The organism is Proteus sp. LHD240705 (assembly GCF_047921555.1).
Classification (GTDB): domain Bacteria; phylum Pseudomonadota; class Gammaproteobacteria; order Enterobacterales; family Enterobacteriaceae; genus Proteus.
Genome location: NZ_JBLRMI010000008.1, coordinates 18947 through 44671, shown reverse-complemented (window position 1 = coordinate 44671; position 25725 = coordinate 18947). Strand labels below are relative to the sequence as shown.

The window sequence follows — 25725 nt, the reverse complement described above, 5'->3', positions numbered from 1 at the left end:
AAACAGTTTTACTGCAATTAACCTTTACTGAATTAACCGCGATCTTCCCATTCTTGAGCGCGAGCGACGGCTTTTTTCCAGCCGTTATAGCGATAGTTACGCTCAGTGGTTTCGATGCCAGGGCGGAATTCCTTATCAATAGCGGCTTTGTTTTTCACTTCTTCTAAATCACTCCAAAAACCGATAGCAAGACCAGCAAGGAATGCAGCACCTAATGCGGTACTTTCACGAACAACAGGGCGTTCTACACGCGTACCTAAAATATCGGATTGGAACTGCATTAAGAAGTTGTTGGCAACAGCACCACCATCAACACGCAGTGATTGTAAACGTGCGCCTGAATCAGCTTGCATTGCATCAAGCACATCGCGTGTTTGATAAGCGATAGACTCTAAGGTTGCACGAATAATGTGATTACGGTTAGCGCCACGGGTTAAACCAAAAATAGCACCACGAGCATACGGATCCCAATATGGTGCGCCTAAACCTGTAAATGCAGGAACAACATAGACGCCATTAGTATCATTAACTTTAGTTGCGAAGTATTCAGAGTCAGTAGCTTCATCAATGAGTTTTAGCTCATCACGTAGCCATTGAATAGAAGCACCACCAACGAATACCGCACCTTCTAGGGCATAGTTCACTTCACCGCGAGGACCACAACAAATTGTTGTTAACAAACCATGATTAGAACGAACTGCTTCTTTACCTGTATTCATCAGTAAGAAGCAACCCGTACCATAGGTATTTTTTGCCATGCCGCTTTGTACGCAAAGCTGACCATAAAGTGCAGCTTGTTGGTCACCCGCCATACCGGCGATAGGAATACGTGTCCCCCCTTTACCACCAATGTTTGTTTGGCCATAAACTTCTGAAGATGGCACTACTTTTGGTAGCATATTGCGAGGAATATCCAGCAGATCGAGGATTTTTTGATCCCAATCTAAAGAGTGGATATTAAATAACATGGTACGTGAGGCGTTAGTGAAATCTGTAACGTGAACGCGACCTTGTGTCATTTTCCAAACTAACCAAGTATCAACAGTACCGAATAACAATTCGCCTTTTTCTGCTTTTTCACGAGCGCCTTCGACGTTGTCGAGGATCCATTTTAATTTTGTACCAGAGAAATAAGGGTCAACCATTAAACCCGTGTTTTGACGGATATATTCTTCAACACCTTCTTTATCTTTTAAGCGAGTACAGAAATCCGCAGTACGACGGCATTGCCATACAATTGCATTATAAACAGGTTTACCCGTTTCTTTATCCCATACAATGGTGGTTTCACGTTGGTTTGTGATACCAATACCTGCAACGTGGTCGGATGGAATATCTGCTTTTGCTAATACTTCAACTAAGGTTGCACTTTGTGTCGCCCAAATTTCCATTGGATCGTGTTCAACCCAGCCTGGCTTAGGATAGATTTGGGTGAATTCACGTTGTGAAATACTGACGATATTGGCATCGTGGTCAATGACTACGGCGCGTGAACTGGTTGTACCCTGATCCAGTGCAACAATGTATTTTTTCTCGGTATTCGATGTATTTGTTTCTGTCGTCATGTTAGTAACCTGTTCTGATAATCAACAATATTGCTCTTAATTTTATTTATCGTCTTCAATTTTGCAGGTATCGCAAGGTAAGTGACGGCCAATTAATTTACGGTAAGCCAATGCACCTAAGATACCACCGATAAATGGAGCAATCATTGGAACTAAGAAATAAGGGATATCACGTCCACCAGTCAGCGCAATATCACCCCAGCCAGCAAAGTACGCAACCAGTTTTGGACCAAAGTCACGAGCTGGGTTTAAGGCGAATCCAGTTAATGGGCCAAATGCACCACCGATTACGGCAATTAAGATACCAATTAATAAAGGTGCTAATGGACCTTTAGGTACACCGTTGCCATCATCAGTTAAGGCTAAAATTAAGCCAACTAATATAACGGCAATGATAACTTCAACAAAAAAGGCATGTACAACGGAAATTTGAGCTGCAGGATAAGTTGAAAATACACCAGCAGTGAAGAGACTTTCTTGTGAGCCTCTGACAATGCCATTAACTTGTTCGTAGTCGAGGAAAACACTGTAGTACATAAAATACACAATAGCAGCGGCAAAGAAGCCACCTAACATTTGTGCAATAATATAAGGGATAACTTTTCTGCGTTCAAAGCAAGCAAATAACCAAAATGCAACGGTAACTGCCGGGTTTAAGTGAGCACCAGATGTGCCCGCGGTAAGATAAACGGCTAAGGCAACACCCAGCCCCCAGATAATACTTATCTCCCACAGTCCTAGCTCTGCGCCTGCAATACGTACCGCAGCAACACAACCAAGACCAAAGAAGACTAGTAACGCAGTTCCGATAAATTCAGAAATGCATTGACCCATAAGAGAGGTTTTCGTCTGGCTCATATATTCTATCCTGAAAGAGGGTTATTTATTGTTAGTATTCTTTTCGAATTGAAAAGATAACTGTGAATTTATCGTTAATGAGCGTAAACGAGAATAAGCGAAATTGAAATTTGTGTGTCTCATCAAGAAAATGAGTGAAAACGCTCTTAATTAGTGACTTGTTCGACATTTGTAATGTGATCTGACCAGTATTTTTGATAAATTGAAAAAAGAATGTAATTCCTCGGAAGATGCTAGACAGTTGTTGATAGGCTACTTACAATCGGAAGTATCGATTATATGGGGGATTACAGTATGTCATTTGAAGTTTTCGAGAAGTTAGAATCAAAAGTACAACAAGCAATTGATACCATCACGTTATTACAGATGGAAATCGAAGAGTTAAAAGAAAAAAATAACGCGCTGAGCCAAGAAGTTCAAGAAGCAGCAGGATCACGCGAAGCCCTTGTTCGTGAAAATGAAGAACTGAAACAAGAGCAATCAACTTGGCAAGAGCGTTTACGCGCGCTGTTAGGCAAAATGGAAGACGTGCAATAATTGTCTTTATTTGCTTAAAGCCTAAAAAACAAAAGCCACCGTTAGGTGGCTTTTGAGTATTGAAATCGTAAGAACGCAGATAAAAAGTAACAATTACTCTTCAATCAAATCTTCATCTAAGCCTAATGGCTCTTCAGATAAAATGATCCCTGTGTTATCAGCATAAAGATAATCACCAGAGAAGAAGGTAACACCACCGAAGTTAACACGGATATCACTTTCACCAATGCCTTCACTTTGGCAACCCGCAGGAATAGCAGCCATTGCTTGAATACCTAAATCAAGCTCTGATAATGCATCAACTTGACGTACGGCGCCGTAAACGACAATGCCTTCCCATTCATTAGAAACAGCAAGTCGCGCTAGTTCAGCATCAACTAAGGCTTTACGTACAGAGCCACCGCCATCGACCAAAAGAATACGACCCTTGCCATTTTCTTCGAGTAAGTCATAAAGCAGGCCATTATCTTCAAAACATTTAACGGTGATGATTTGCCCGTTAAAGGCACTTTGACCACCAAAGTTTGAGAAAAGCGGTTCTACGACATTGATATCTTCTTGATAGATATCACAGAGTTCAGAAGTATCATATTTCATAGGAGATTACGTCAGGTTGCCACAGGAAAGTCCAGTATATCCCTTAACAGGGGCGGTTGGCAAAAGACTCACTGAAAATTCAGTGAGTCAAATCAACAATCGAGTGAAATTATTCTAAAACTAAACCTAAAGAGAAAAGAACGTTAGTTAACAGTGCTGCTTTTACCATATGTTCGAGTAGTGGACGCATCGCCTCACCTGAATGATCGGCATTCACACGTTTGATATGCAGTAAAAGCATAGGGGTGGCGAGTAAAAATAACCACGCGGTCCAGCGATGCATATAAAGTAGAGTGAAGATAATTAAGCAGGCAATAGAGAGAAAAATAACACACGTATGGTAAGTTCGTGAGCCAGCAGGGCCTAAACGAACAGCTAATGTATGTTTACCTGCCTGAATATCACTTTCTAAATCTCGCATATTATTAATGTTTAGAACAGCGACAGAAAGTAAACCACAGGCTGTGGCAGGAAGTAGGGTAACAATATCAAAAGTGTTGGATTGTAAGTAATAAGTTCCGATGACACTTAACCAGCCAAAGAAAATTAAAACAGAGATATCACCCAGCCCCATATAACCATAAGGGCGCTTACCCACGGTATAAGTAATCGCAGCAACAATAGCGAGTAAACCCATCACTAAGAAGCCAATAGCATCTTCTGGCTTTTTACAGGCGACAATAATCAGTGCAATACCACAGATACAGGAAATAATAACATTTAGGATCAGCGCTTTTTTCATTTGAGCCGCTGTTATTATGCCTTTTTGCATTCCACGAAGTGGCCCTAAACGCTCTTCAGTATCTGTTCCTTTTACGGCATCACCATAGTCATTGGCAAGGTTTGATAAGATCTGTAACGTTCCTGCTGTCAATATAGCAAGCAGTGCAATAGGTAGCTCAAAATGACCCATCCAATACGCTAATGCGGAACCAGTCACAATGGCAATTAACCCTAAAGGTAGAGTTTTGGGTCGTAAACTTTCAAGCCAGGCTTGGGTCCGGCTAGTGGAATTTAGAGAGCTCATGCTGAAATTCGATACTCATGTTCGTTGTTATTATAAAAATAAGAATGGGAGGCAAGCCTCCCACGTAAATATTGCTGATAAGGATCGCACAAGTTGATTATAAAATAAATCGACTCAGATCTTCATCTGCGACAAGCTCATCCAGATGCTGTTTCACATATTCTGCATCAATCAATACTGATTGACCTTGACGTTCACTTGCATCGTAGGAAATTTCTTCCATCAAACGCTCTAAAACAGTATGCAAACGACGAGCACCGATATTTTCAGTGGTTTCGTTTACGCGCCATGCTGATTCAGCAATTTTGCGAATACCGTCTTCGGTGAAGCTAATAGACACACCTTCGGTTGCCATTAATGCTTCATACTGTTTTGTTAACGATGCATTAGGTTCAGTTAGAATACGCTCAAAATCTTCTGCTGTCAGCGCTTGAAGTTCAACACGAATTGGCAGACGTCCTTGTAATTCAGGAATTAAATCAGAAGGACTTGAAACTTGGAAAGCGCCTGATGCAATAAACAGAATATGGTCTGTTTTTACCATACCGTGTTTTGTTGAAACTGTACAACCTTCAACCAGTGGTAAGAGGTCACGCTGTACACCTTCACGAGAAACGTCAGGGCCAGAACTTTGTCCACCACGTTTACAGATTTTATCTACTTCATCAATAAAGACGATACCGTGTTGTTCTACCGCATCAATAGCTTGCTGTTTAAGCTCTTCAGGGTTAACTAATTTAGCAGCTTCTTCTTCAACAATAAGCTTAAACGCATCTTTGATTTTCATCTTGCGCGCTTTTTGCTTTTGTCCCGCTAAATTTTGGAACATAGATTGTAATTGGTTCGTCATCTCTTCCATTCCTGGAGGAGCCATAATTTCAACACCCATTGGTGTTGCAGATAACTCAATTTCAATCTCTTTATCGTCTAATTGGCCTTCACGTAATTTTTTACGGAAAGATTGACGTGCAGCTGAAGGTTCTGATGCTTGTTCTGTTACGCCCCAGTTATTTTTTGCTGGTGGAATAAGTACATCAAGGATACGTTCTTCAGCCATTTCCTCAGCGCGGAAGCGATTTTTTTCAATTGCTTGGCTACGTACCATTTTTACCGCAGAGTCGGTTAAGTCACGGATAATAGAATCGACTTCTTTACCCACATAACCCACTTCGGTGAATTTAGTTGCTTCGACTTTGATGAAAGGTGCATTTGCCAATTTTGCTAAACGGCGTGCAATTTCAGTTTTACCGACACCGGTAGGTCCAATCATCAGAATATTTTTAGGTGTGACTTCATGGCGTAGCGCTTCATCAAGCTGCATACGACGCCAGCGGTTACGTAGGGCAATCGCCACAGCACGTTTCGCTTTATCTTGACCAATAATAAATCTATCAAGTTCACTGGCAATTTCGCGAGGAGTCATTTCAGACATGCTCTCTAATCCTTACTCTTTTGAAGAGAGTTCTTCAAAGTTGACATTATGGTTAGTGTAAATACAGATATCTCCAGCGATGCTAAGTGCTTTCTCAGCAATTTCTCGTGCAGAAAGTTCAGTATTTTCTAGCATAGCTCTAGCCGCTGCTTGTGCATAAGGGCCACCGGAACCGATAGCAATTAAATCGTTTTCTGGTTGAACCACATCACCATTACCTGTGATGATAAGAGATGTATTTTCATCTGCAACAGCAAGCAACGCTTCTAATTTGCGTAGCATTCTGTCTGTGCGCCAATCTTTAGCAAGTTCTACCGCAGCTTTAGTTAAATGCCCTTGGTGAAGTTCTAATTTGCGCTCAAACAGTTCAAAAAGAGTAAAAGCATCAGCAGTGCCGCCAGCAAATCCCGCAATGACTTTGTCGTTATAAAGACGGCGTACTTTGCGAACATTGCCTTTCATGACGGTATTACCCATCGTCGCCTGTCCATCACCACCGATTACAACTTGGCCCTTACGGCGAACACTTACGATTGTAGTCATGAGTCAGCCCCTGGTTTAATCAATAAAAATGAGACGGGAAGTGTCTTTATTTAAGATAAAGCACTGCCCGTTGTGTGAATTAGAATTATAGGTGGGGGAGAAAATTTATTTTTCAACCCCCAGAAGAGCGAAGAATACAACCTGATACGCCAGCTCCAGCTGCTTGTCTACTCACAGAGTTGGCTTGTTCTTTACTGTAAGGACCTGATAAGACGCGGATCCAACCATCATTTCCTTTCGTTACTCGGCTTTCAACACCAGAAAAAGCCAGAGTTGCTCTCACTGATTCAGCTTGTTCGGTATTTTTAAATGAGCCGCATTGCACTAAAAAGTTTGCTTCAGTAACAGCAGGTTTAGGCGGTGTAACAATTGCAGGTACTTGCGGTGGTTGAGTTTGTACAGGCTGTTGTGCAACAGAAGGTGTTGTTGTTGCAGGTGGTGTTACAACCACTTGTGAGCGCGGTACTTCACCATTGTAAGGCACTTCTGGCAGTTGAACAGCAGGTTGACGCTTATCCGCTTCAATTTGTTGTAAAAAACGTAACTGCTCAGGCGAAAGTGTTGCTTTCGGATTAATCTGGCTACCCGATGAAGGATATTCAGGCTGTAAAGGCGTACCGACCTGACGATTTTCCAATTCTTTAATATATTGCCAACGCTCTTGCGGTTTTGGCGGTAGGCTATTCGCTGGATGTTGCCCAGTGATGGTTGGCGTTGTTTCTACGGCTTCTTTTTTATCATGTGTAATAAAATAGAGGCCGCCGATAAACAGCGCCACAATAGCGATTGCCGCAATAAGCGTCGTTAAAGGCAGCCCTTTAGCAGCCTTTTTGCTTTTACTTTTCGTTGTCTTTTTACGACGAGCAGATGTCTGCCCTCGTCCCACATAGTCTCGTTGTGCCACAGTTCGATTCGCTGATAATTAAAGGAATAGGTATCACAAACGATATGTTACTTAACATAGTGTGTTTTGCCTAGCTTTTAAGCCGACAGACACTCTCTCTTATAATTAGCTCACAATCTAATAAGCGAGAACCAGGTGCAACAGGTCTACCTTGTAGTTGATCGAGTAATAACAACATAGATTCACGACCAATTTGATAACGAGGTTGCTCCATTGTTGTTAGGGCTGGTTCGCTATAACGTGTGATATCAAGATTATCAAAACCAATCACAGAGAGATCTTTAGGGAGCTCTAATCCTAATTTTTTCGCCTGCCACATAACGCCAATTGCCATAATATCACTATGACAGAACACGGCTGTTGGTGGCTCAGGTAAAGAAATCAGCTTTTTCAGACTTTCTGCACCGCTTTCATGGGTAAAATCACCACGGATAATATAATCTTCACGCAAAGGTACGCCTGTTCTACGCATAGCTTGAATATAGCCTTGTAAGCGATAACGACATAAAGGCATATCTTCAGGGCCTGTAATACATGCAATACGCTTATGACCCATTTGCTGTAAATAGTGTGTTGCTCTAAAAGATGCCGTGAGATTATCAATATGCACGGTAGGTAATTCGAGTTCAGGCGCAAACTCATTTGCCATGATCATCGGTGGTAAATTTTTCTGTTCTTCTTTGGAAACATCAAAAGGGATATGTGAGCCAAGAAGTAACATACCGTCAATTTGTTTGGTGATAATGAGATTAATAAAGGCATTTTCATGTTTTTGCTGATGTTTACAATCACCAATTAACACGAGATAACCATGTTGAGCAGCGGTTTCTTCGATGCCACACACAACATCAGTAAAAAATGGATCGCTGATGTTAGGTACGATCACAAGGATCGTTTTTGACTCGTTACGCTTAAGGTTTTTTGACAGGTTATGTGGGTAATAGCCCACATCAAGAACAGCCTGTTCAACTTTCTGACGGGTTTGTGAGGATACTTTTTCCGGATTCATTAAAGTACGTGACACAGTTGCTGTGGACACGCCGGCTGCAAAGGCAACATCTTTCATTGTTGCTTGCGTATTATCTTTATTATTCTGTTGCAAACCCCATACCTCCCTTCTGGATGGTTTAGTTAAACGATTGCTTTTTTGTTGCAAAAAAACCGCCAATATTCAAAAAAGGATTTTATCGACGGTTTTTAATTCAAGAAATATTCTAAATTGTTATTCTACCCACTTTTTAAATAGATACTGTTACCTAGTTTGCATAAAAAATGTGATACCAATCGTTTTTATGAGGTAGTTCGCAAAATTGATAAATAATCTCGGGCTGTAACGAGTATTCAAGCGAAATTGTATCCGCAACATAAGTCTGACTAAAATATTCCCAATTTGAGCAGGAAAGATCCTTAACAGTCTGTTGGGTCAACATCAATATTCCATTTCACTTTTTTACTCTCAGGTAAGGCGACAATCTGAGGATAAGTGACAGACATCAATTTTTGTAAATAACCCCGTGAAGGATGCTGGAGCAATAATTGCCAACGATAATTTCCACCTCGTTTAGCTTGAATTGCTGGAACGGGTCCCATTACCCATAAATTCGCGTCTCGCATTGGGTGTTGTTCAAAAAACTGTTTGAGCTGTCGTAAGAACTGAGGCGCACGCTGATTATTGTGATCTTCAGAGCGGATCATAATATGGCTAGAATAAGGCGGTAAAAAAGTCGCTTGTCGCTCTTGCAAAGCTTCTTTAGTGAAAGCGTCATAACCTTTTTCTAATAGTGTCAGCAAAAGAGGGTGATCAGGCTGGTGAGTTTGTAAATACACCGCGCCTTGTTTACCCGCACGACCCGCACGACCTGATACTTGTATATAAAGCTGAGCAAAGCGTTCGGCTGCACGAAAATCACTGGAGAACAGAGCGCCATCCACATCAAGTAAAGCCACTAAGGTGACATCAGGAAAGTGATGCCCTTTGGCTAACATCTGTGTACCAATAAGAATGCGTGAGCCACCCTGATAAATATCTTCCAGTTGTTGCTCTAAAGCACCTTTGCGACTTGTTGTATCTTTATCAATTCGCGTCACTGGTGTATCAGGAAATAATTCACCAATCCCTTGCTCAAGTTGTTCGGTTCCTAATCCTACGGGGATTAAATTAGTTGAACCACATTGTGGGCATTGTGCTGGAATTCGTCGCTGACTATCACATTGATGGCAACGTAGCATGCCATGTTTTTGGTGGATAGTATAATAGTGATCGCAGCGAGGGCATTCTGCTATCCAACCACATTCATGGCATAACAATGCAGGTGAAAATCCTCGGCGATTTAAAAAGAGCATTACTTGGTTACCTGCATTAAGGTGCTCTTTTATTGCTTTAATCAGAATTGGAGACAACCCTGTTGTCAGCGGTTGCCCTTTTAAATCAATTAAATGCTCTGTTGCGGGTTTTGCATTGCCTGCACGTTGAGTCAGCGTGAGTTGTTGATATTTCTTTTGCTCAACATTAAAACTAGTTTCAATTGATGGGGTTGCGGTTCCCATCACGATAGGAATGTTTTCTTGCTTTGCTCGGAAAACGGCGAGATCACGAGCATGGTAACGCCAACCATCTTGTTGTTTATAAGAGCCATCATGCTCTTCATCGATAATAATAATGCCAAGATGCTGAAAAGGGGTTAGAAGTGCCGATCGTGTGCCAATAATAATGGCGTTATCACCTCGTTTTGCTCGTAACCAAACGGCTAAGCGTTCAGTATCATTTAATCCTGAATGAAGCACATCAACAGGGGCATTAAAGCGTGCTTTAAAACGGCGGATTGTTTGGGGTGTTAAACCAATTTCAGGCACCAGTACCAGTGCTTGTTTACCTTGCGCGAGAATTTTTTCTAATACACTTAAATAAACTTCCGTTTTTCCTGAACCTGTAATACCCAATAATAACCAAGGTGAGAACTGGTCAGCCTGCGCGGTGATTGCACCTACTGCAATAGCTTGTTCTGTGTTTAACTTAAAACGTTCGCCTTGAACCGCAAGATCATTGTGCCAGTGTATAGGAGCTGGTTGAATAGGGCGAAGGTCTGCAAACTCTTTCTTTTTTAAGTTATTAAGTGTTGCAGTTGTGATTTCAAATTCATCAAGTTGATGGCGATATAAAGGTGTACGGCGAAGGGCAGCTAATGCTTGTTGCTGTTTTTTTGCACCTTTTAAACTATTGAGATCGAGATTAATCCCCTCTTCAGTAGCATACCATTGCCATAATGGTGTGAATTCTGCGGGTTTTCCTTGTCGTAATAAAATCGGCATAGCATGAAATAGCACTTCCCCTAAAGGATAGTGATAATAAGCCGATGCCCAATTTAACATATCCCACAAAACACCCGGAAAGAGTGTTTCGCTATCAAGGATCTCATCAATTGGCTTTAGCTTTTCGATAGGAAACTCACTGTGTGTACTGAGTCCTTTGACAATACCAAGAGAGCGGCGTTTATTACCAAAAGGCACGATCACCCGACTGCCGATAACAGGCGCATCAATCCCTTCTGGTAACAGGTAATCAAAAGAGGAGAATAGTGGTACAGGTAAAATTACCTGAACTATAGTCATATCAGGGTTTCCGAGAGTTTTAGCGAAAAGATGACACTAAGAATATCACAAAAAGTGTGCAGATTTCATTGCGCGTTTAGCGGATATTCTGTATGATCCGCCCCCTTTGGTAGATAAATTACCAAACACTTAATTTCAATCAACACGACGTGTGGTGTTCGGCTGTGGGCTGAATGGCGACACGGCCTTAGTAGAGGTTTTCCATGCAAAAAGATATCCATCCTAAATACGAAGAAATTACTGCATCTTGTTCTTGCGGTAACGTTATGAAAATCAACTCCACTGCAGGTCATAACCTGAATCTGGACGTTTGTGACAAATGCCACCCATTCTATACTGGTAAACAACGTGATGTTGCAACTGGTGGTCGTGTTGATCTGTTCAACAAACGCTTCAAAATTCCAGGCAGCAAATAAGATATTTGTTGTCACAAGATGTCAGCTTAGTCTAGCATCTTGCAGACAGTTCGGAATTGAAGAAAAGCCCAAAGTTTTTGCTTTGGGCTTTTTTTATGGGCAAAGTCCTCCCTTTTTAGATAACGTTTTTGGTAGTGACAAGCCAGATCACAACTGATAAATTATCTATTCATCCATCTATTCACTTACCTATTCATAAAGCAATTAATATCATGACAATACGCTCTGAATTGATACGGCAAATACTACGTAATGAACCTAGGTCAGCAAGACAACTTACTGATATTATGAATATTAGCCAGCCAACATTGTCACGGGCATTAAACGCGCTAAGTGATGATATTGTGCGAATTGGTTCAGGATCTTCTATTCAATATGCTTTACGCGATAGTTCCCGTGGGTTTAATTCAGTTCCTATTTATCGCATAAATGAAGAAGGTAAGGTCAAGCCGCTAGGTAAATTGACGCCAGTTTTCCCAGAAGGTTTCGTCATGGAGCGGATAGACAATGTGAACCGACATAGTGAAGGTTTGCCATGGTGGTTATTGGATATGCGCCCCCAAGGATATCTTGGGAGAGCTTATGCTTCAGCCTATTCGGCTGAGCTTGGTTTGCCCCAAAACCCAGATCGTTGGTCTGATACCGATATAATCAGAGCATTACTGACTCATGGACATGATGCAGTGGGAAATCTGCTAATAGGAGAGCAGGCAAGAGATCAATTTTTGGGTATGCAGACACCAGAAATTGTTGAGCGTGATAAAACTTATCCCACATTAGCACGAGCTGTTAGTTCGGGAGAGGATCCTGGTTCATCCGCTGGTGGGGAGCAACCCAAATTCTGCACCTATACAGAAAAAGGTCATGTTATCGTAAAATTTACGGCGCCTGACGATAATGCTGTTAGTGAGCGTTGGCGTGATCTGCTTCAAGCTGAGCATCTGGCATTAAAAGTTCTTGGAGTTGAAACAGAGGTATTTGATTTTGAAGGGCAACGCTTCCTCGAAATCCCACGATTTGATCGTGTAGGCCCACTAGGTCGTATAGGTCTTTTTTCTTTACAAGCACTAGATGCTGAGTTTATAGGACGGGCAAGGGAGCCTTGGCCAGTATTAGTTAATGAGCTAATTAAGCAAAAACGAGTTCATTCAGAGGCTGCGATTAGCACGGCACGCCGTTGGGCATTTGGTATGTTGATTGGAAATACTGATATGCATCATGGCAATTTGTCGTTTATCAGTAGACATGGCCGCCCATATGAGCTTTCACCTGCCTACGATATTTTACCAATGGGATTTGCGCCTAAGTCTGGTGGTGAAATAGTCAATACACTTCGTCCAGTGACATTACTTGATGGGATCAGCTGTGAAATCTGGCAGGAATGTTTAGAGTTGGCCGAGCAGTTTTATACTTTAGCTGAGAGCTGTAATTGTTTTTCTGACAATTTTTCTCCATGCCTTAAAGCGTTACGTAGTCATCTTGATGAAGCAAGTTCGCGTATATCTCGTCTAGGGTGATGACAAATAGACCTAAAAAATTAATTTAAGATGATGTGTTGCTGGATTTTGTGCATGCGGTTGATGAGAACAATCTTCGATACATACCGAAAGAACCCCCTCTCGCTAAAAGCTAGGGGGGCATAATCTGAAGCCCAAAGTTTTTGCTTTGGGCTTTTTTGTTCGTGTTAATCAAGCAATAAGTCAAAAACTGACGCTGATTAATACTCCCAAGTATCGGGATCAACCCCGCGCTGGCGCATTATTTCTTTTGCCTCTTCAGGGATTTCATCGTTACGTTCTTTACGTAAGTCTTCATCATTTGGGAGAGGCTGTCCGGTAAATGCGTGCAAAAATGCTTCACACAATAATTCACTATTGGTTGCATGTTTTAGGTTATTAACCTGACGGCGAGTGCGTTCATCGGTCAAAATTTTTAGCACTTTCAATGGAATTGAAACTGTAATTTTTTTAACTTGCTCACTCTTTTTGCCATGCTCAGCGTAAGGGCTGATATATTCACCGTTCCATTCAGCCATGGATTACCTTAATTAATATCATTTAGTTGAAGTCAGAATAGGGTTAACCCACATTCTGATGGGCAATACCAGTTTATCATGACTTTTCTAAAACCACCGACTCTTCTGGCTGAAGGTGAGAGAAAAAGTAACAGTCACTGGCGATATTCTTAATCTGTGTATTATTCCATTACTTAATCTATCCGTAAAGTAGTTTAGATGGCTAGATGTGTTGACGTCTTGGTGTCTAATTGGATATGCTGTCATTCGACGTTTCCACTTATCGCTGTGACAAGGTGCCTGTATGACGAAGAAAACAGCAACAATTGCTATCCATAATGGGCTAAATGAAGACACTCAATTTGGTTGTGTCGTACCGCCTATCTATCTTTCTAGTACCTATAATTTTTTAGAGTTTAATCAGCCTCGTGCTCATGATTATTCTCGTCGAGGTAATCCAACACGCGATATGGTGCAAAAGGCATTAGCCGAGCTAGAAGGTGGAGTGGGGGCAGTTGTCACTAGCAGTGGAATGTCAGCTATTCATTTAATTTGTACGGTTTTTCTAAAACCTGGCGATGTGATTGTTGCGCCTCATGATTGTTATGGAGGAAGCTATCGCCTTTTTAACAGCCAACAAGAGCGTGGTGCTTACCGTGTGATTTTCGTTGATCAAAATGATGATATTGCACTTAAGCAAGCTTTAGCGCATCAGCCTAAAATTGTTTTTATCGAAACACCAAGTAATCCTCTTTTAAGAATAACGGATATTCAAAAAATCAGTGAACTTGCTCATCAACAAGGTGCTTTAGTGGTTGCTGATAACACCTTTATGAGCCCTGTCTTGCAAAAGCCGTTAGCATTAGGCGCTGATATTGTTGTGCACTCATGCACAAAATATCTTAATGGACACTCAGATATTGTCGCTGGTGTTGTTATCTGTCAGTGTCAGAAACAGCTTGAGGAGCTAAGCTGGTGGGCGAATAATATTGGCGTCACATCTGGCGCATTTGATAGCTATTTATTATTACGAGGCATAAGAACATTAGTACCTCGAATTCGACTTCAGCAAGAAAATGCACAGGCATTAGTGGCGTTTTTACAAGCACAGCCATTAGTCGAAAAAATGTATTACCCCGCACTGGAAAATCATGTTGGTCATCAAATAGCAAAAAAACAGCAACAAGGTTTCGGTGCAATGTTAAGTTTTGAGTTAAAAGGGGGATTGGATGTGATTAAACTCTTTTTATCTCAATTAACACTCTTTACACTGGCAGAATCTTTAGGTGGGGTAGAAACCTTAATTTGTCACCCTGCCACCATGACACATGCAGGTATGTCAGAAGAAGCGAAAAAAACAGCAGGGATCAGCCCCTCATTACTTCGTATCTCGGTGGGTATTGAAGATAGCCAGGATTTAATCAATGATTTGCAAAGTGCGTTTGATGCAGCAACTAAAAGGTAACCATGGATCATGAGCGTAGTGGCGATTAAACAACAGGCGGAGCCGATTTGCCGTCAGTTACATAAATTCGGTGGTAGCAGTCTTGCGGACATAAAATGTTATCAACGTGTCGTGAATATCATGACGAACTATAGCCAACCTAATGACCTAATGGTGGTTTCTGCGGCGGGCTCCACGACGAATCAGTTGATTAGCTGGCTGAAACTTAGCCAAAGTGATCGTATTTCTGCCCATCAAGTTCAGCAAACGTTGCGCCGTTACCAGTTATCTTTAATTGAAGGGTTACTTTCAAAAGAGAATGCAGAATTACTTTCTCAAGCCTTTATTGCTGATCTTGAACGCTTAAGTTATTTGTTAGATAAACCTATTACAGACGCAACTTATGCGGAAGTTGTCGGCCACGGTGAAATTTGGTCTGCAAGATTAATGGCGAATTTGCTTACAGAGCAAGGTTTACCTAGTGTGTGGTTAGATGCGCGTGAGTTCTTGTGTGCTGAAAGAGCGGCTCAGCCACAAGTCAACGAAACGTTATCTCGCCCATTACTTCAAGCACTCTTAGCTAAACATCCTGAAAGCCGTTTTGTTGTAACGGGTTTTATTAGTCGCAATCAACAAGGTGAAACGGTCTTATTAGGTCGTAACGGTAGTGACTACTCTGCAACACAAGTTGGGGCTTTAGCCGATGTTGGTAAAGTTACAATTTGGAGTGATGTTGCGGGTGTTTATAGTGCAGATCCTCGCAAAGTAAAAGATGCTTGTTTATTACCCTTGTTGCGTTTAGATGAAGCGAGTGAATTGGCTCGATTAGCCGCCCCAGTTTTACATACGCGTACACTTCAACCCGTTTCAGGCAGTAATATTGATTTACAACTTCGTTGTAGCTATCAACCAGAGCAAGGATCAACACGTATAGAACGTGTGTTGGCATCAGGAACGGGCGCTAAAATAGTGACTAGCCATGATGATGTTTGTTTGATTGAGCTCCAACTTCCATCTCATCAAAATTTCGAACAAGTGGCGAAAGAGGTTGATGAATTACTTAAGCGTGCACAAATTCGCCCTTTAGCTACTGGTGTGGATAAAGACAGTCAACTTTTACAACTTTGCTATACCAGTGAAGTAGCTAATAGCGCATTGGACGTGCTACAAGATGCAGTTTTACCAGGTAAATTACATTTACGAGAAGGTTTCTCATTAGTGGCTTTAGTGGGGGCGGGTGTTTGTAAAAATCCTCTGCATTGTCATCGTTTTTATCAACAACTTAAAGACCAACCAGTTGAATTTATTTGGCATGCGGAAGATAACATCAGTTTAGTTGCGGTATTACGTAATTATACTGAGCACTTGCTGCAAGGTTTGCATCAAACGTTATTTAGAGCTGAAAAACAAATTGGCTTAGTACTGTTTGGTAAAGGGAATATTGGTTCACGTTGGTTAGAATTGTTTGCTCGCGAACAAGAGCCTTTATCAGCACGCAGTGATTTTGAATTTATCCTTGCGGGCGTGGTCGATAGCCGTCGCAGTTTGCTGGACTACCAAGGGATTAATCCTAGTCGTGCTTTGGCATTCTTTGATGACGAAGCAACTGAACATACGGAAGAGTCACTCTATCTTTGGATGAGAGCACATCCTTATGATGATTTAGTGGTAGTTGATATTACTGCCAATGAGTCTCTTGCCGCTTCTTATGAAGATTTTGCTAGCTACGGTTTTCATGTTATCAGTGCAAATAAGATTGCTGGCTCGGCTTCAGGTGTGCGCTATCGTGCCACACGAGATGCGTTTTCTAAAACAGGTCGTCATTGGTTATATAACGCTACAGTGGGTGCGGGTTTACCCATTAATCATACGGTGCGTGATCTGCGTGAAAGTGGTGACACTATTTTATCCATTAGCGGTATTTTCTCTGGCACACTTTCTTGGTTATTTTTGCAATTTGATGGCACAGTTCCTTTCAGTGAGCTGGTGGAACAAGCTTGGCAACAAGGATTAACAGAGCCTGATCCACGAATTGATTTATCAGGGCAAGATGTGATGCGTAAACTGGTTATTCTTGCTCGTGAAGCGGGTTATGACATCGAGCCAGAGCAGGTACGTGTTGAATCTTTAGTACCTGTGCAAGCTGAAATTGGTTCGCTAGAAGAATTTTTTGATAACAGTGCGCTGATTAATGAACAAATGGCACAACGATTAGCTGCTGCAAATGAAATGGACATGGTATTACGTTATATCGCCCGTTTTGATGCTAATGGTAAAGCTAAAGTCGGTGTTGAAGCCGTGAGAAAAGATCATCCCCTCGCTTCGCTATTACCAGGGGATAATTTATTTGCGATTGAAAGTCGTTGGTATCGTGATAATCCGCTTGTGATCAGAGGGCCGGGAGCTGGCAGAGATGTGACCGCAGGCGCAATTCAGTCAGATTTAAACCGTCTTTCTCAATTACTGTAATTTAATTATTTCTTTTTTATAAAGGTTATCAGCGGGTTATTTTCTGCTGATAACCTTTTGTCATTTTTGTGTCATATCACCCAATTTTTTTAATTTCTTTGGCTATACTTAATTTATCTCTAGTCACAAAGGAGCGATTGATGTCAAAGGTAGTAAGACAGATTGTCCCACTAAGAAATGAAATGACGGAGGTGAACCATCAAGCTAAAGAGAACTTTTGTCAGTAGCTCATGATGTGAAATTTAAGCATCTTGAGTGGAAGTTGAAGTGGAAGTATGGTTACAACGTGTTAGAACGTTATTTAAAGTACAATTCGATTAACCACATGTTTTACAACAGACAACTTAACTTACTGAAAGAACAATTCGTTATTCTTAATTTAAAGCGCTGATATTCAGCGCTTTATTCGTTTTTATCTTATGAAAATTTTAATCGGAAAATTTAATCGAGTAAAAATGTAAAAGAGAAGAAAAATAAGGAATAAAATAGAGACATGAGTTATAGCCCATCGGTGAAATAAGCTAAGAATCAAAAAATAGACCAGACAATTTATCAATATTAAAAAAAATCATCTAAATTTACCGCCAGATAAACCCTCACGTATCTTGCCCTTTCTAGTAAAAAACGCTTCTTAGTCGATAAGAAACAAAAATATGTCCTTATTTTTGGCAAAATTGAGCCAAAACAACATGAATATTAGCCATTCTTATAACACTAAAGCCGTAATTAAATTTCAGAAAAATCCCCCAAACCGATTATTTTCTGATATGAATAGTAGGCTAAGTAAAAAAAGCAGTGTGGCTTATCACAAAAATCAAAATAAAGTCACATCAGAAATGAAAGTTAATTACACAACTGGGAGGACATGACTTTTCTAATAGGAAGAAGCATGTTGTTACCGCCACAAAGACAAGGTCAGGAGTCTTATGAATCAACAATATTCTGCTATGCGTAGCAATGTCAGTATGCTTGGCAAGCTACTTGGAGATACGATAAAAGAAGCACTCGGTGAAGAAATTTTAGATAAGGTTGAATCTATTCGAAAATTATCTAAATCGTCACGAGCAGGTAATGAAGTTCAGCGACAAAAACTGTTGTTGACGTTACAAAATCTCTCTAATGATGAATTATTGCCTGTTGCTAGAGCATTTAATCAATTCTTAAACCTGACGAACGTGGCAGAACAATACCATAGCATTTCGCCTCATGGCGAAGCGGCTAGCAATCCTGTGGCATTGGCAAAACTGATCACCCGACTAAAAGATAAGAATTTTACCGACGAGCAATTAAAAGAAGCCGTAGAGCAAATCTCTATTGAGCTGGTATTAACGGCACACCCAACCGAAATTGCACGTCGCACACTTATTCATAAATTAGTTGAAGTAAATACCTGCTTATCTCAACTCGACCACGATGATTTAGCGGATTACGAGCGTACTAATATTATGCGCCGTCTGCGTCAGTTAGTGGCTCAATCATGGCATACTGACGAAATTAGAAAAATTCGCCCAACACCAATTGATGAAGCAAAATGGGGCTTTGCGGTTGTTGAAAATAGCTTATGGGAAGGTGTTCCTGCTTTTTTACGTGAATTTAATGAGCAGCTTAGAGAGTCCATTGATTACAACTTACCAGTAGAAGCTTCTCCTATTCGTTTTACCTCATGGATGGGTGGAGATCGTGATGGTAACCCAAATGTGACGGCTGAAATCACACGCCATGCTTTACTATTAAGCCGTTGGAAAGCCGCTGATTTATTCTTAAATGATATTCAAGTCCTTGTTTCAGAACTTTCAATGACAGAAAGTACACCTGAACTGCGTGAATTAGCGGGTGGTGCTGAAGTTGCAGAGCCTTATCGTGAAATTGCTAAACAATTGCGTACACGCTTACAAGTGACTCGCGATTATCTAGAGCAACGCATTAAAGGGCTACAATCGTTACCGCCAGAAGGCTTATTGATTGATAATGAAGAACTTTGGGAGCCGTTATACGCGTGTTATCAATCATTAACTCAATGTGGTATGCGTATTATTGCCAATGGGCAACTGTTAGATACATTACGCCGTATTCGTTGTTTTGGCTTACAACTGGTGAAACTGGATATTCGCCAAGAAAGCACCAATCACACTGAAGCACTCTCTGAATTAACACAATATTTAGAGCTTGGTGATTATGCAAATTGGTCTGAAGAGCAAAAACAAACTTTCTTACTTGAAGAATTAAATTCTAAACGCCCATTGATCCCGACAAATTGGCAACCAAGCGCAGCGACTCAAGAAGTATTTGAGACTTGTCGTGTCATTGCACAATCACCTAAAGATTCTATTGCCTCTTATGTGATTTCAATGGCAAAAGTGCCTTCTGATGTATTAGCGGTAAAACTATTACTGAAAGAAGCTGGTGCGAATATTCGTTTACCTGTTGCTCCTTTATTTGAAACGCTTGAAGACTTAAATAACGCTGAAAGCGTAATGACCCGTTTGTTTAATATCCCTTGGTATCGTGATCTAATTGATGACAAACAAATGGTGATGATTGGCTATTCAGACTCAGCAAAAGATGCGGGTGTGATGGCGGCATCATGGGCGCAATATCGTGCTCAAGATGCATTAATCAAACTCTGTGAAAAATCAGGCGTAACATTAACACTATTCCATGGACGTGGCGGTACGATTGGTCGTGGTGGCGCGCCAGCACATGCAGCTTTACTTTCTCAACCACCAGGAAGTTTAAAAGGCGGTCTGCGTGTGACAGAACAAGGTGAAATGATCCGCTTTAAGTTCGGATTACCACAAGTCACAATCAGCAGTCTTGCTCACTATGCTGGTGCAATTTTAGAAGCCAATTTATTGCCACCACCAGAGCCAAAAGCACCTTGGATTGAGGTCATGGATTCTTTGTCTGACGTTTCTTGTGCAATGTATCGTGACTATGTGCGAGGGCAAGAAGACTTTGTTCCTTACTTTAGAGCGGCAACTCCAGAAGGCGAGTTGGGTAAACTACCATTAGGCTCTCGTCCTGCAAAACGTCGTCCTACTGGTGGTGTCGAAACCTTGCGTGCTATTCCGTGGATCTTCGCATGGACTCAAAACCGCTTAATGTTACCTGCTTGGTTGGGCGCTGGTGCTGCATTACAGCATGAAATTGATGGCGGGAAACAAGCGGTATTAGACGATATGTGTGAGAACTGGCCGTTCTTTAATACACGTATTGCGATGTTGGAAATGGTCTATGCTAAAGCGGATTTATGGTTAGCGGAATATTACGATCAACGTTTAGTTGAAGAGCGTTTATGGCCACTAGGAGCTAAATTACGTCAGCAACTTTCTGATGATATTAAGAGTGTTTTGGCGATTTCAAAAGATGAGCACTTAATGGCAGATTTACCTTGGGTTGCAGAATCTATCGCACTACGTAATGTCTATACTGATCCATTAAACGTACTTCAGGCCGAGTTATTACAGCGTTCTCGTACACATAGTGAGTCGGATCCTCGTATTGAACAGGCACTAATGGTCACTATTGCAGGTATTGCGGCAGGTATGCGTAATACAGGCTAGAGGCATCAGTATTTAGAAATAAAAACAGCGCGTAATGATAGCGCTGTTTTTTGTTTTTTATTTCTTATCTCTGATATTGGTTTTATTTTTTTGCTTCTTCATAAGACTCAATAGCTCTTATTCGTGCTTTTGCGTGATCAACTATGGGTAATGGGTAATCGAGAGAATTATTGGTTTTTGCTGCCCATTCGTGAGGTGTATGAATATATCGACTCGGCACATTGGCGAGTTCAGGAAGCCAATGGCGGATAAATTCACCATCAGGATCGAACTTACGACCTTGAGTGGTAGGATTAAAAATTCGAAAATAAGGTACGGCATCAGTTCCTGTTGATGCGGCCCACTGCCAACCCCCATTATTTGATGCGAAATCACCATCAATCAGTTGTGACATAAAATAACGCTCACCCCAACGCCAATCAATTAACAAGTCTTTGATAAGAAAGCTCGCCGTGAGCATACGTAAGCGGTTATGCATCCAACCTGTTTGGTTAAGCTGTCGCATCGCAGCATCAATAATAGGGAAACCCGTTGAGCCTTGAGTCCAAGCATTAAATTCATCTTGATTATTACGCCAATTGATTTTTTCTGTCCAAAGCTGAAAAGCAATGTGTTTGCATAAATTGGGATTTGCCACAATTAAGTGTTGGTAAAACTCTCGCCAAACAAGTTCATTAAACCAAACAAATGCACCTGATGTGCTGTTTTCTAAGAAATCAGGTTCAGTTTGATAAAGGCGATTAAAACATTGTCGAATAGACAGTAATCCAATCGAAAGATAGGGGGATAATCGACTTGTACCATCAACTGCGGGAATGTCTCGCCATTTTGCATAATGTGGGACGCTTTCATAACAGAATTGCTTTAAGCGTTTAAGTGCCTCTTCTTCAGTAGAGATAAAAGAGGACAAGCTTGTATTTTCAAGTGAAAATAGCGGAGCTTTTAAAGGTGATACCGCTTTTTGATGTGTCCTGATCTCTGGGATAGGTAACGAAGCGTTATTTTGTGAAAAAAAGAGCCGAAGGAATGCATTTCTAAAGGGAGTAAAAACCTTATACATCTCCCCTTGTTGGGTGACTACATTACCTGGTGGAATAAACACATTGTCATGATAAGCATAAACGGTTGTCTTATTCTTCAGTAACTCAGTGACCTTTTCATCACGACGTTGTTCATTAAGGGCATATTGGTGATTGAAAAAAAGGGCGGTGGCTTGATGCTGTTGGCAATACTCAGCCACTTTATCGGCTGCATTTGAATAAGTATCGCTAATCACGATTGTCAGTGGAATATTGAGTTTTGCCAGTGATATTGAAAGATCCAGCAAAGCATTATGAATGAACGCCTGACATGACAAAGCCATATTGTGGGCTTTCCATTGTTCAGGCGTTACGGTGAAAAGAGCATGCACCTGTGCTTGTTTATCTTGGCAAGCGTTAAAGAGTGCTTTGTTATCCGTCACTCTTAAATCATTACGAAACCAGACCAAATGAACAGAAGACGGGTGCATGTGACCTCTCTTAATCTAATTTAGGATGTTGATCGATAAGCGCTTGGCGTTTTTTCTGTAATGCCTCAATTTCAGCTTCAATATCTTCAACACGTTGCTCGATATTATCATAATGCTCAGACAGAATTTCTTTTGCCTCTGATCTATCTGATGCCGCAGGTGTTGCACCTCGTAAAGGTTTATTTGCGGTTTCAATCATCTTAATCCCTGTGATCAAACCGACAACGGCAACAATCATCAGATAATAAGCAGGCATATATAAGTCACCAGTTGCTTCAACTAACCATGCCGCTGCCGTTGGTGTTGCACCTGCCACTAATACAGAAATATTAAATGCAATAGCTAATGCACTATAACGAATATGCGTTGGGAATATGGCAGGTAAAATAGACGCCATTACCCCAGTAAAACAGTTGAGTAGAACCGCAAGAATTAATAATCCTAAGAAAATTAAACCGATTTCATCACTGTTAATCATCATAAACGCAGGGTAAGCAAGAATAAACAACCCAATACTACCACCGATAACAAACGGTTTACGGCCAATTTTATCACTGAGTAAGCCGATCACAGGCTGTACAAATAACATCCCTATCATAATCGCGATAATAATCAAAACACCGTGATCTGCCGAATAGTTTAAGTTATGGGATAAATAACTCGGCATATACGTTAATAACATATAGTAGGTGACGTTAGTGGCAATCACTAAACCCACGCAGACGGTCAAACTTTTCCAATATTTTGAGGCGATTTCACGTAATGAAACACGCGGTGGATTTTCGATAGATTTACGGTCATCGCTGTTCATTTCATCAACATGCTGTTGGAATGCAGGTGTTTCTTCTAAAGCATGACGTAAATATAAGCCAATAAGACCTAATGGTAATGCTAAGAAGAACGGGATACGCCATCCCCACTCATGGAATGCTGTTTCTCCAAGGATAGTTGAAATAAGTACAACAACACCTGCACCCATAACAAAACCAGCAATAGAACCAAAGTCTAACCAGCTTCCCATAAATCCACGTTTACGGTCTGGTGAGTATTCAGCAACGAAAATCGCCGCTCCTGAATATTCACCACCAATGGAGAAACCTTGTGCTAATTTAGCGAGTAATAATAAAACGGGAGCCCAGATCCCAATAGTTTCATAAGCAGGGATCAGACCAATGGCAAACGTACTGAGCGCCATAATAATGATGGTGACAGATAACACTTTCTGACGACCAAATTTATCCCCTAGCATCCCAAACACAATGCCACCTAATGGTCTTACAAGGAAAGGTACAGAGAATGTGGCAAGGGCTGCAATCATCTGCACACCTGGAGATGCGCCAGGGAAAAACACTTGACCTAAAACATAAGCGAGAAAGCCGTAGACACCGAAGTCGAACCATTCCATGGCATTACCTAACGCCGCGGCGGTAATGGCTTTTTTCAGCTTACTATCATCAATAATTGTTATGTCATTGATTTGTAATGGTTTGTTTCTTTTCTTCTTCATTTTCATATTAAGTGACCTTTTATTAAGGTATTCGTAATTTCTTGTTATTCAATTAATTAAAAGAAATGAAGTGACTATTTGATAGCGAGAAGAGTGAGTAATAAAAATTCACTAAAAAACAGCTTACTTCTACCTATTTTAAATAGTGGTATTAAGCTAATAGATAAGAGAATATTTATTAAGTATAGATGAGATTAAATAAGATTTTAGGAAGTTTTCTTTGTCGTTTTGATATAACAAAACATAGCCTCTAGTATTAAAATGTGATCGTTATCATAACGTAATTCTGCTTTTGTGTAAAATTTGTAGTGTGAGAGGTTTTAAATTTACGTTAAGTAAACTTAAAATATCGAAAAGAAAAATCAAAAAATAAGATCAATTTTTATCATAAATAACAATTGGTTAATCTAATTTGTTGTGTTTTTTGATACAAGCTAACGCATTTATATGAGCATTATGCATAATACAAATACCGAAAGGTAAATAGAAAATAATAACGCCTTATTTTACTTTATTATTCTTTCGAATAGTGAAGATGAAAATGTGGATAATAGAATAGATCTCGCTATTCTTATTATTGATTACATCAAGATAGTATGACGGGATATCATGACAGAGATATTAAAGATAGCCTCGTCATTCCCCATATTTAGAATAACAACTTATAAATTTAATAATTAACCGCGCATTTGTGCAAATTAACCCAGGTACCTCTATGAACATTAATCAACTGAAAAGCTTTGTTGAAGTCGTGAAAAATAATTTCAACATTACTAATGCGGCTGAAAAACTTTATACCTCACAACCGACAATCAGCAAGCAACTAAAGATATTAGAAGATGAATTAAGTGTATCGCTGTTTGTTCGTAAAAATAATAACTTATTAGCATTAAGCCCGATGGGTAAAGAAGTCCATAAAATTGCTTGTGATATTCTTGGGCAAGTTGACCGAATCAAAAGCATTGTGGCGGAAGAAGATCGTAATAAAAAAGTCGATTTACATATTGCGACAACGCATACGCAAATTCGTTATTCATTGCCGAATGTGATTGATCACTTTCGTCGCTATTACCCTAATATTTCTTTACATTTTCATCAAGGCGCACCAGCTCAATTAGCGGAAATGGTTAAAAATGGTGATGTGGATTTTGCGATTGCCACAGAATCTATGCACCTTTATGAAGATCTAATTACACTGCCTTGTTACCGCTGGACTCGTAGCTTATTAGTCCCTTATGACCACCCTCTTGCTTTATTGAAAGACGATGAACTGGTTACCATCGAGCAGATGGCGGAGTATCCACTGATTACTTATGTTTTTGGTTTTACAAGAGGATCTAAATTAGACAAGGTATTTTATAAAAATAATCTTAAGCCTAATGTGGCGTTAACTGCGACGGATACAGAGATTATTAAATACTATGTTAAGCGACATTTAGGTATCGGCGTTATTGCAGCTGCTTCATATGATGAGACAGAAGATGGTGGCGCACTAAAATGTATTAATATCGATCATTTAGTGCAACCGAGTTATACCCATATTTGTGTCAGTAAACATACCCATATGAAAGATTATATGCATGAGTTTATTTCTCTCTATGCCCCCCATATTGATAGAAATATTATTCAGATGCCAGAGCAGTGGGAAACACAATGGCACAGTAAAGAGGTCTATCAGGGATTGCCTGATTTGCGTTCTGTGAATATTAATAATATCGCGACAGAATAAA

At 40.6% G+C, this 25725-nt stretch carries 19 protein-coding genes; 7 read left to right on the top strand and 12 right to left on the bottom strand.

Annotated elements, in window-relative coordinates:
* Positions 1 to 32: 32 nt before the first annotated feature.
* A complete protein-coding gene (glpK, locus tag ACNART_RS14500) occupies positions 33 to 1565 on the bottom strand; it encodes a glycerol kinase GlpK (RefSeq protein WP_151436595.1) in 1533 nt (510 codons plus the stop codon).
* A gap of 42 nt (positions 1566 to 1607) precedes the next feature.
* Positions 1608 to 2423 (bottom strand): MIP/aquaporin family protein, encoded by an 816-nt coding sequence (locus tag ACNART_RS14495; RefSeq protein ID WP_198620347.1) that lies wholly within the window; start codon positions 2421 to 2423, stop codon positions 1608 to 1610.
* 294 nt (positions 2424 to 2717) lie between these two features.
* On the opposite strand from ACNART_RS14495, the gene zapB reads away from it, so the two are divergent.
* Positions 2718 to 2960 (top strand): septal ring assembly protein ZapB, encoded by a 243-nt coding sequence (zapB, locus tag ACNART_RS14490; RefSeq protein ID WP_109373414.1) that lies wholly within the window; start codon positions 2718 to 2720, stop codon positions 2958 to 2960.
* A 93-nt stretch (positions 2961 to 3053) separates the two neighbouring features.
* Here the strand turns inward: zapB and rraA are convergent, their stop codons facing one another.
* From rraA to priA, 7 genes are all read right to left on the bottom strand, one after another.
* A complete protein-coding gene (rraA, locus tag ACNART_RS14485) occupies positions 3054 to 3557 on the bottom strand; it encodes a ribonuclease E activity regulator RraA (protein ID WP_100157725.1) in 504 nt (167 codons plus the stop codon).
* A gap of 109 nt (positions 3558 to 3666) precedes the next feature.
* Complete coding sequence (locus ACNART_RS14480) at positions 3667 to 4584, bottom strand: 1,4-dihydroxy-2-naphthoate polyprenyltransferase (protein WP_109373415.1); 918 nt, start codon at positions 4582 to 4584, stop codon at positions 3667 to 3669.
* A 97-nt stretch (positions 4585 to 4681) separates the two neighbouring features.
* Positions 4682 to 6016, bottom strand: a complete 1335-nt coding sequence (gene hslU / locus ACNART_RS14475) for an HslU--HslV peptidase ATPase subunit (RefSeq protein WP_099073971.1) — start codon at positions 6014 to 6016, stop codon at positions 4682 to 4684.
* 12 nt (positions 6017 to 6028) lie between these two features.
* Positions 6029 to 6559, bottom strand: coding sequence for an ATP-dependent protease subunit HslV (hslV, locus tag ACNART_RS14470; RefSeq protein WP_006534149.1), 531 nt, complete (start codon positions 6557 to 6559; stop codon positions 6029 to 6031).
* A gap of 112 nt (positions 6560 to 6671) precedes the next feature.
* Positions 6672 to 7463 carry an SPOR domain-containing protein gene (locus ACNART_RS14465; RefSeq protein ID WP_198630433.1) on the bottom strand — a complete coding sequence of 264 codons (792 nt, stop codon included), beginning with the start codon at positions 7461 to 7463 and terminating at the stop codon, positions 6672 to 6674.
* 70 nt (positions 7464 to 7533) lie between these two features.
* Positions 7534 to 8565 carry a DNA-binding transcriptional regulator CytR gene (gene cytR, locus ACNART_RS14460; protein WP_198632497.1) on the bottom strand — a complete coding sequence of 344 codons (1032 nt, stop codon included), beginning with the start codon at positions 8563 to 8565 and terminating at the stop codon, positions 7534 to 7536.
* Between the two features lie 305 nt (positions 8566 to 8870).
* Complete coding sequence (gene priA, locus ACNART_RS14455) at positions 8871 to 11072, bottom strand: primosomal protein N' (protein WP_198632498.1); 2202 nt, start codon at positions 11070 to 11072, stop codon at positions 8871 to 8873.
* A 203-nt stretch (positions 11073 to 11275) separates the two neighbouring features.
* Between priA and rpmE the strand changes: the two genes are divergently transcribed.
* Both rpmE and yjjJ read left to right on the top strand, forming a co-directional pair.
* Positions 11276 to 11488 carry a 50S ribosomal protein L31 gene (gene rpmE / locus ACNART_RS14450; protein ID WP_006534140.1) on the top strand — a complete coding sequence of 71 codons (213 nt, stop codon included), beginning with the start codon at positions 11276 to 11278 and terminating at the stop codon, positions 11486 to 11488.
* A gap of 212 nt (positions 11489 to 11700) precedes the next feature.
* Positions 11701 to 13005, top strand: coding sequence for a type II toxin-antitoxin system HipA family toxin YjjJ (gene yjjJ, locus ACNART_RS14445; protein WP_198620365.1), 1305 nt, complete (start codon positions 11701 to 11703; stop codon positions 13003 to 13005).
* 200 nt (positions 13006 to 13205) lie between these two features.
* Here yjjJ and metJ read toward each other — a convergent pair whose 3' ends face one another.
* On the bottom strand, positions 13206 to 13523 hold the full coding sequence (metJ, locus tag ACNART_RS14440) for a met regulon transcriptional regulator MetJ (RefSeq protein ID WP_006534139.1): 318 nt from the start codon (positions 13521 to 13523) through the stop codon (positions 13206 to 13208).
* 283 nt (positions 13524 to 13806) lie between these two features.
* Here metJ and metB point away from each other — a divergent pair, with 283 nt between their 5' ends.
* The 3 genes from metB to ppc all read left to right on the top strand — a co-directional run bounded on the left by metB (position 13807) and on the right by ppc (position 20978).
* Complete coding sequence (gene metB / locus ACNART_RS14435) at positions 13807 to 14967, top strand: cystathionine gamma-synthase (protein ID WP_198620349.1); 1161 nt, start codon at positions 13807 to 13809, stop codon at positions 14965 to 14967.
* Between the two features lie 9 nt (positions 14968 to 14976).
* Positions 14977 to 17415 carry a bifunctional aspartate kinase/homoserine dehydrogenase II gene (locus ACNART_RS14430; RefSeq protein ID WP_198630431.1) on the top strand — a complete coding sequence of 813 codons (2439 nt, stop codon included), beginning with the start codon at positions 14977 to 14979 and terminating at the stop codon, positions 17413 to 17415.
* Between the two features lie 926 nt (positions 17416 to 18341).
* Positions 18342 to 20978: a phosphoenolpyruvate carboxylase gene (ppc, locus tag ACNART_RS14425; RefSeq protein WP_198620351.1), complete on the top strand. Its 2637-nt coding sequence runs from the start codon at positions 18342 to 18344 to the stop codon at positions 20976 to 20978.
* Positions 20979 to 21060: 82 nt separating this feature from the next.
* On the opposite strand, the gene phrB is transcribed toward ppc, so the two are convergent.
* Complete coding sequence (gene phrB / locus ACNART_RS14420) at positions 21061 to 22488, bottom strand: deoxyribodipyrimidine photo-lyase (protein ID WP_368927739.1); 1428 nt, start codon at positions 22486 to 22488, stop codon at positions 21061 to 21063.
* 10 nt (positions 22489 to 22498) lie between these two features.
* Entirely contained in the window at positions 22499 to 24001 is a 1503-nt protein-coding gene (proP, locus tag ACNART_RS14415; protein WP_198620353.1) for a glycine betaine/L-proline transporter ProP, read from the bottom strand.
* 709 nt (positions 24002 to 24710) lie between these two features.
* Here proP and ACNART_RS14410 point away from each other — a divergent pair.
* A complete protein-coding gene (locus tag ACNART_RS14410) occupies positions 24711 to 25724 on the top strand; it encodes a LysR substrate-binding domain-containing protein (RefSeq protein WP_109373424.1) in 1014 nt (337 codons plus the stop codon).
* Position 25725 lies beyond the last annotated feature (1 nt).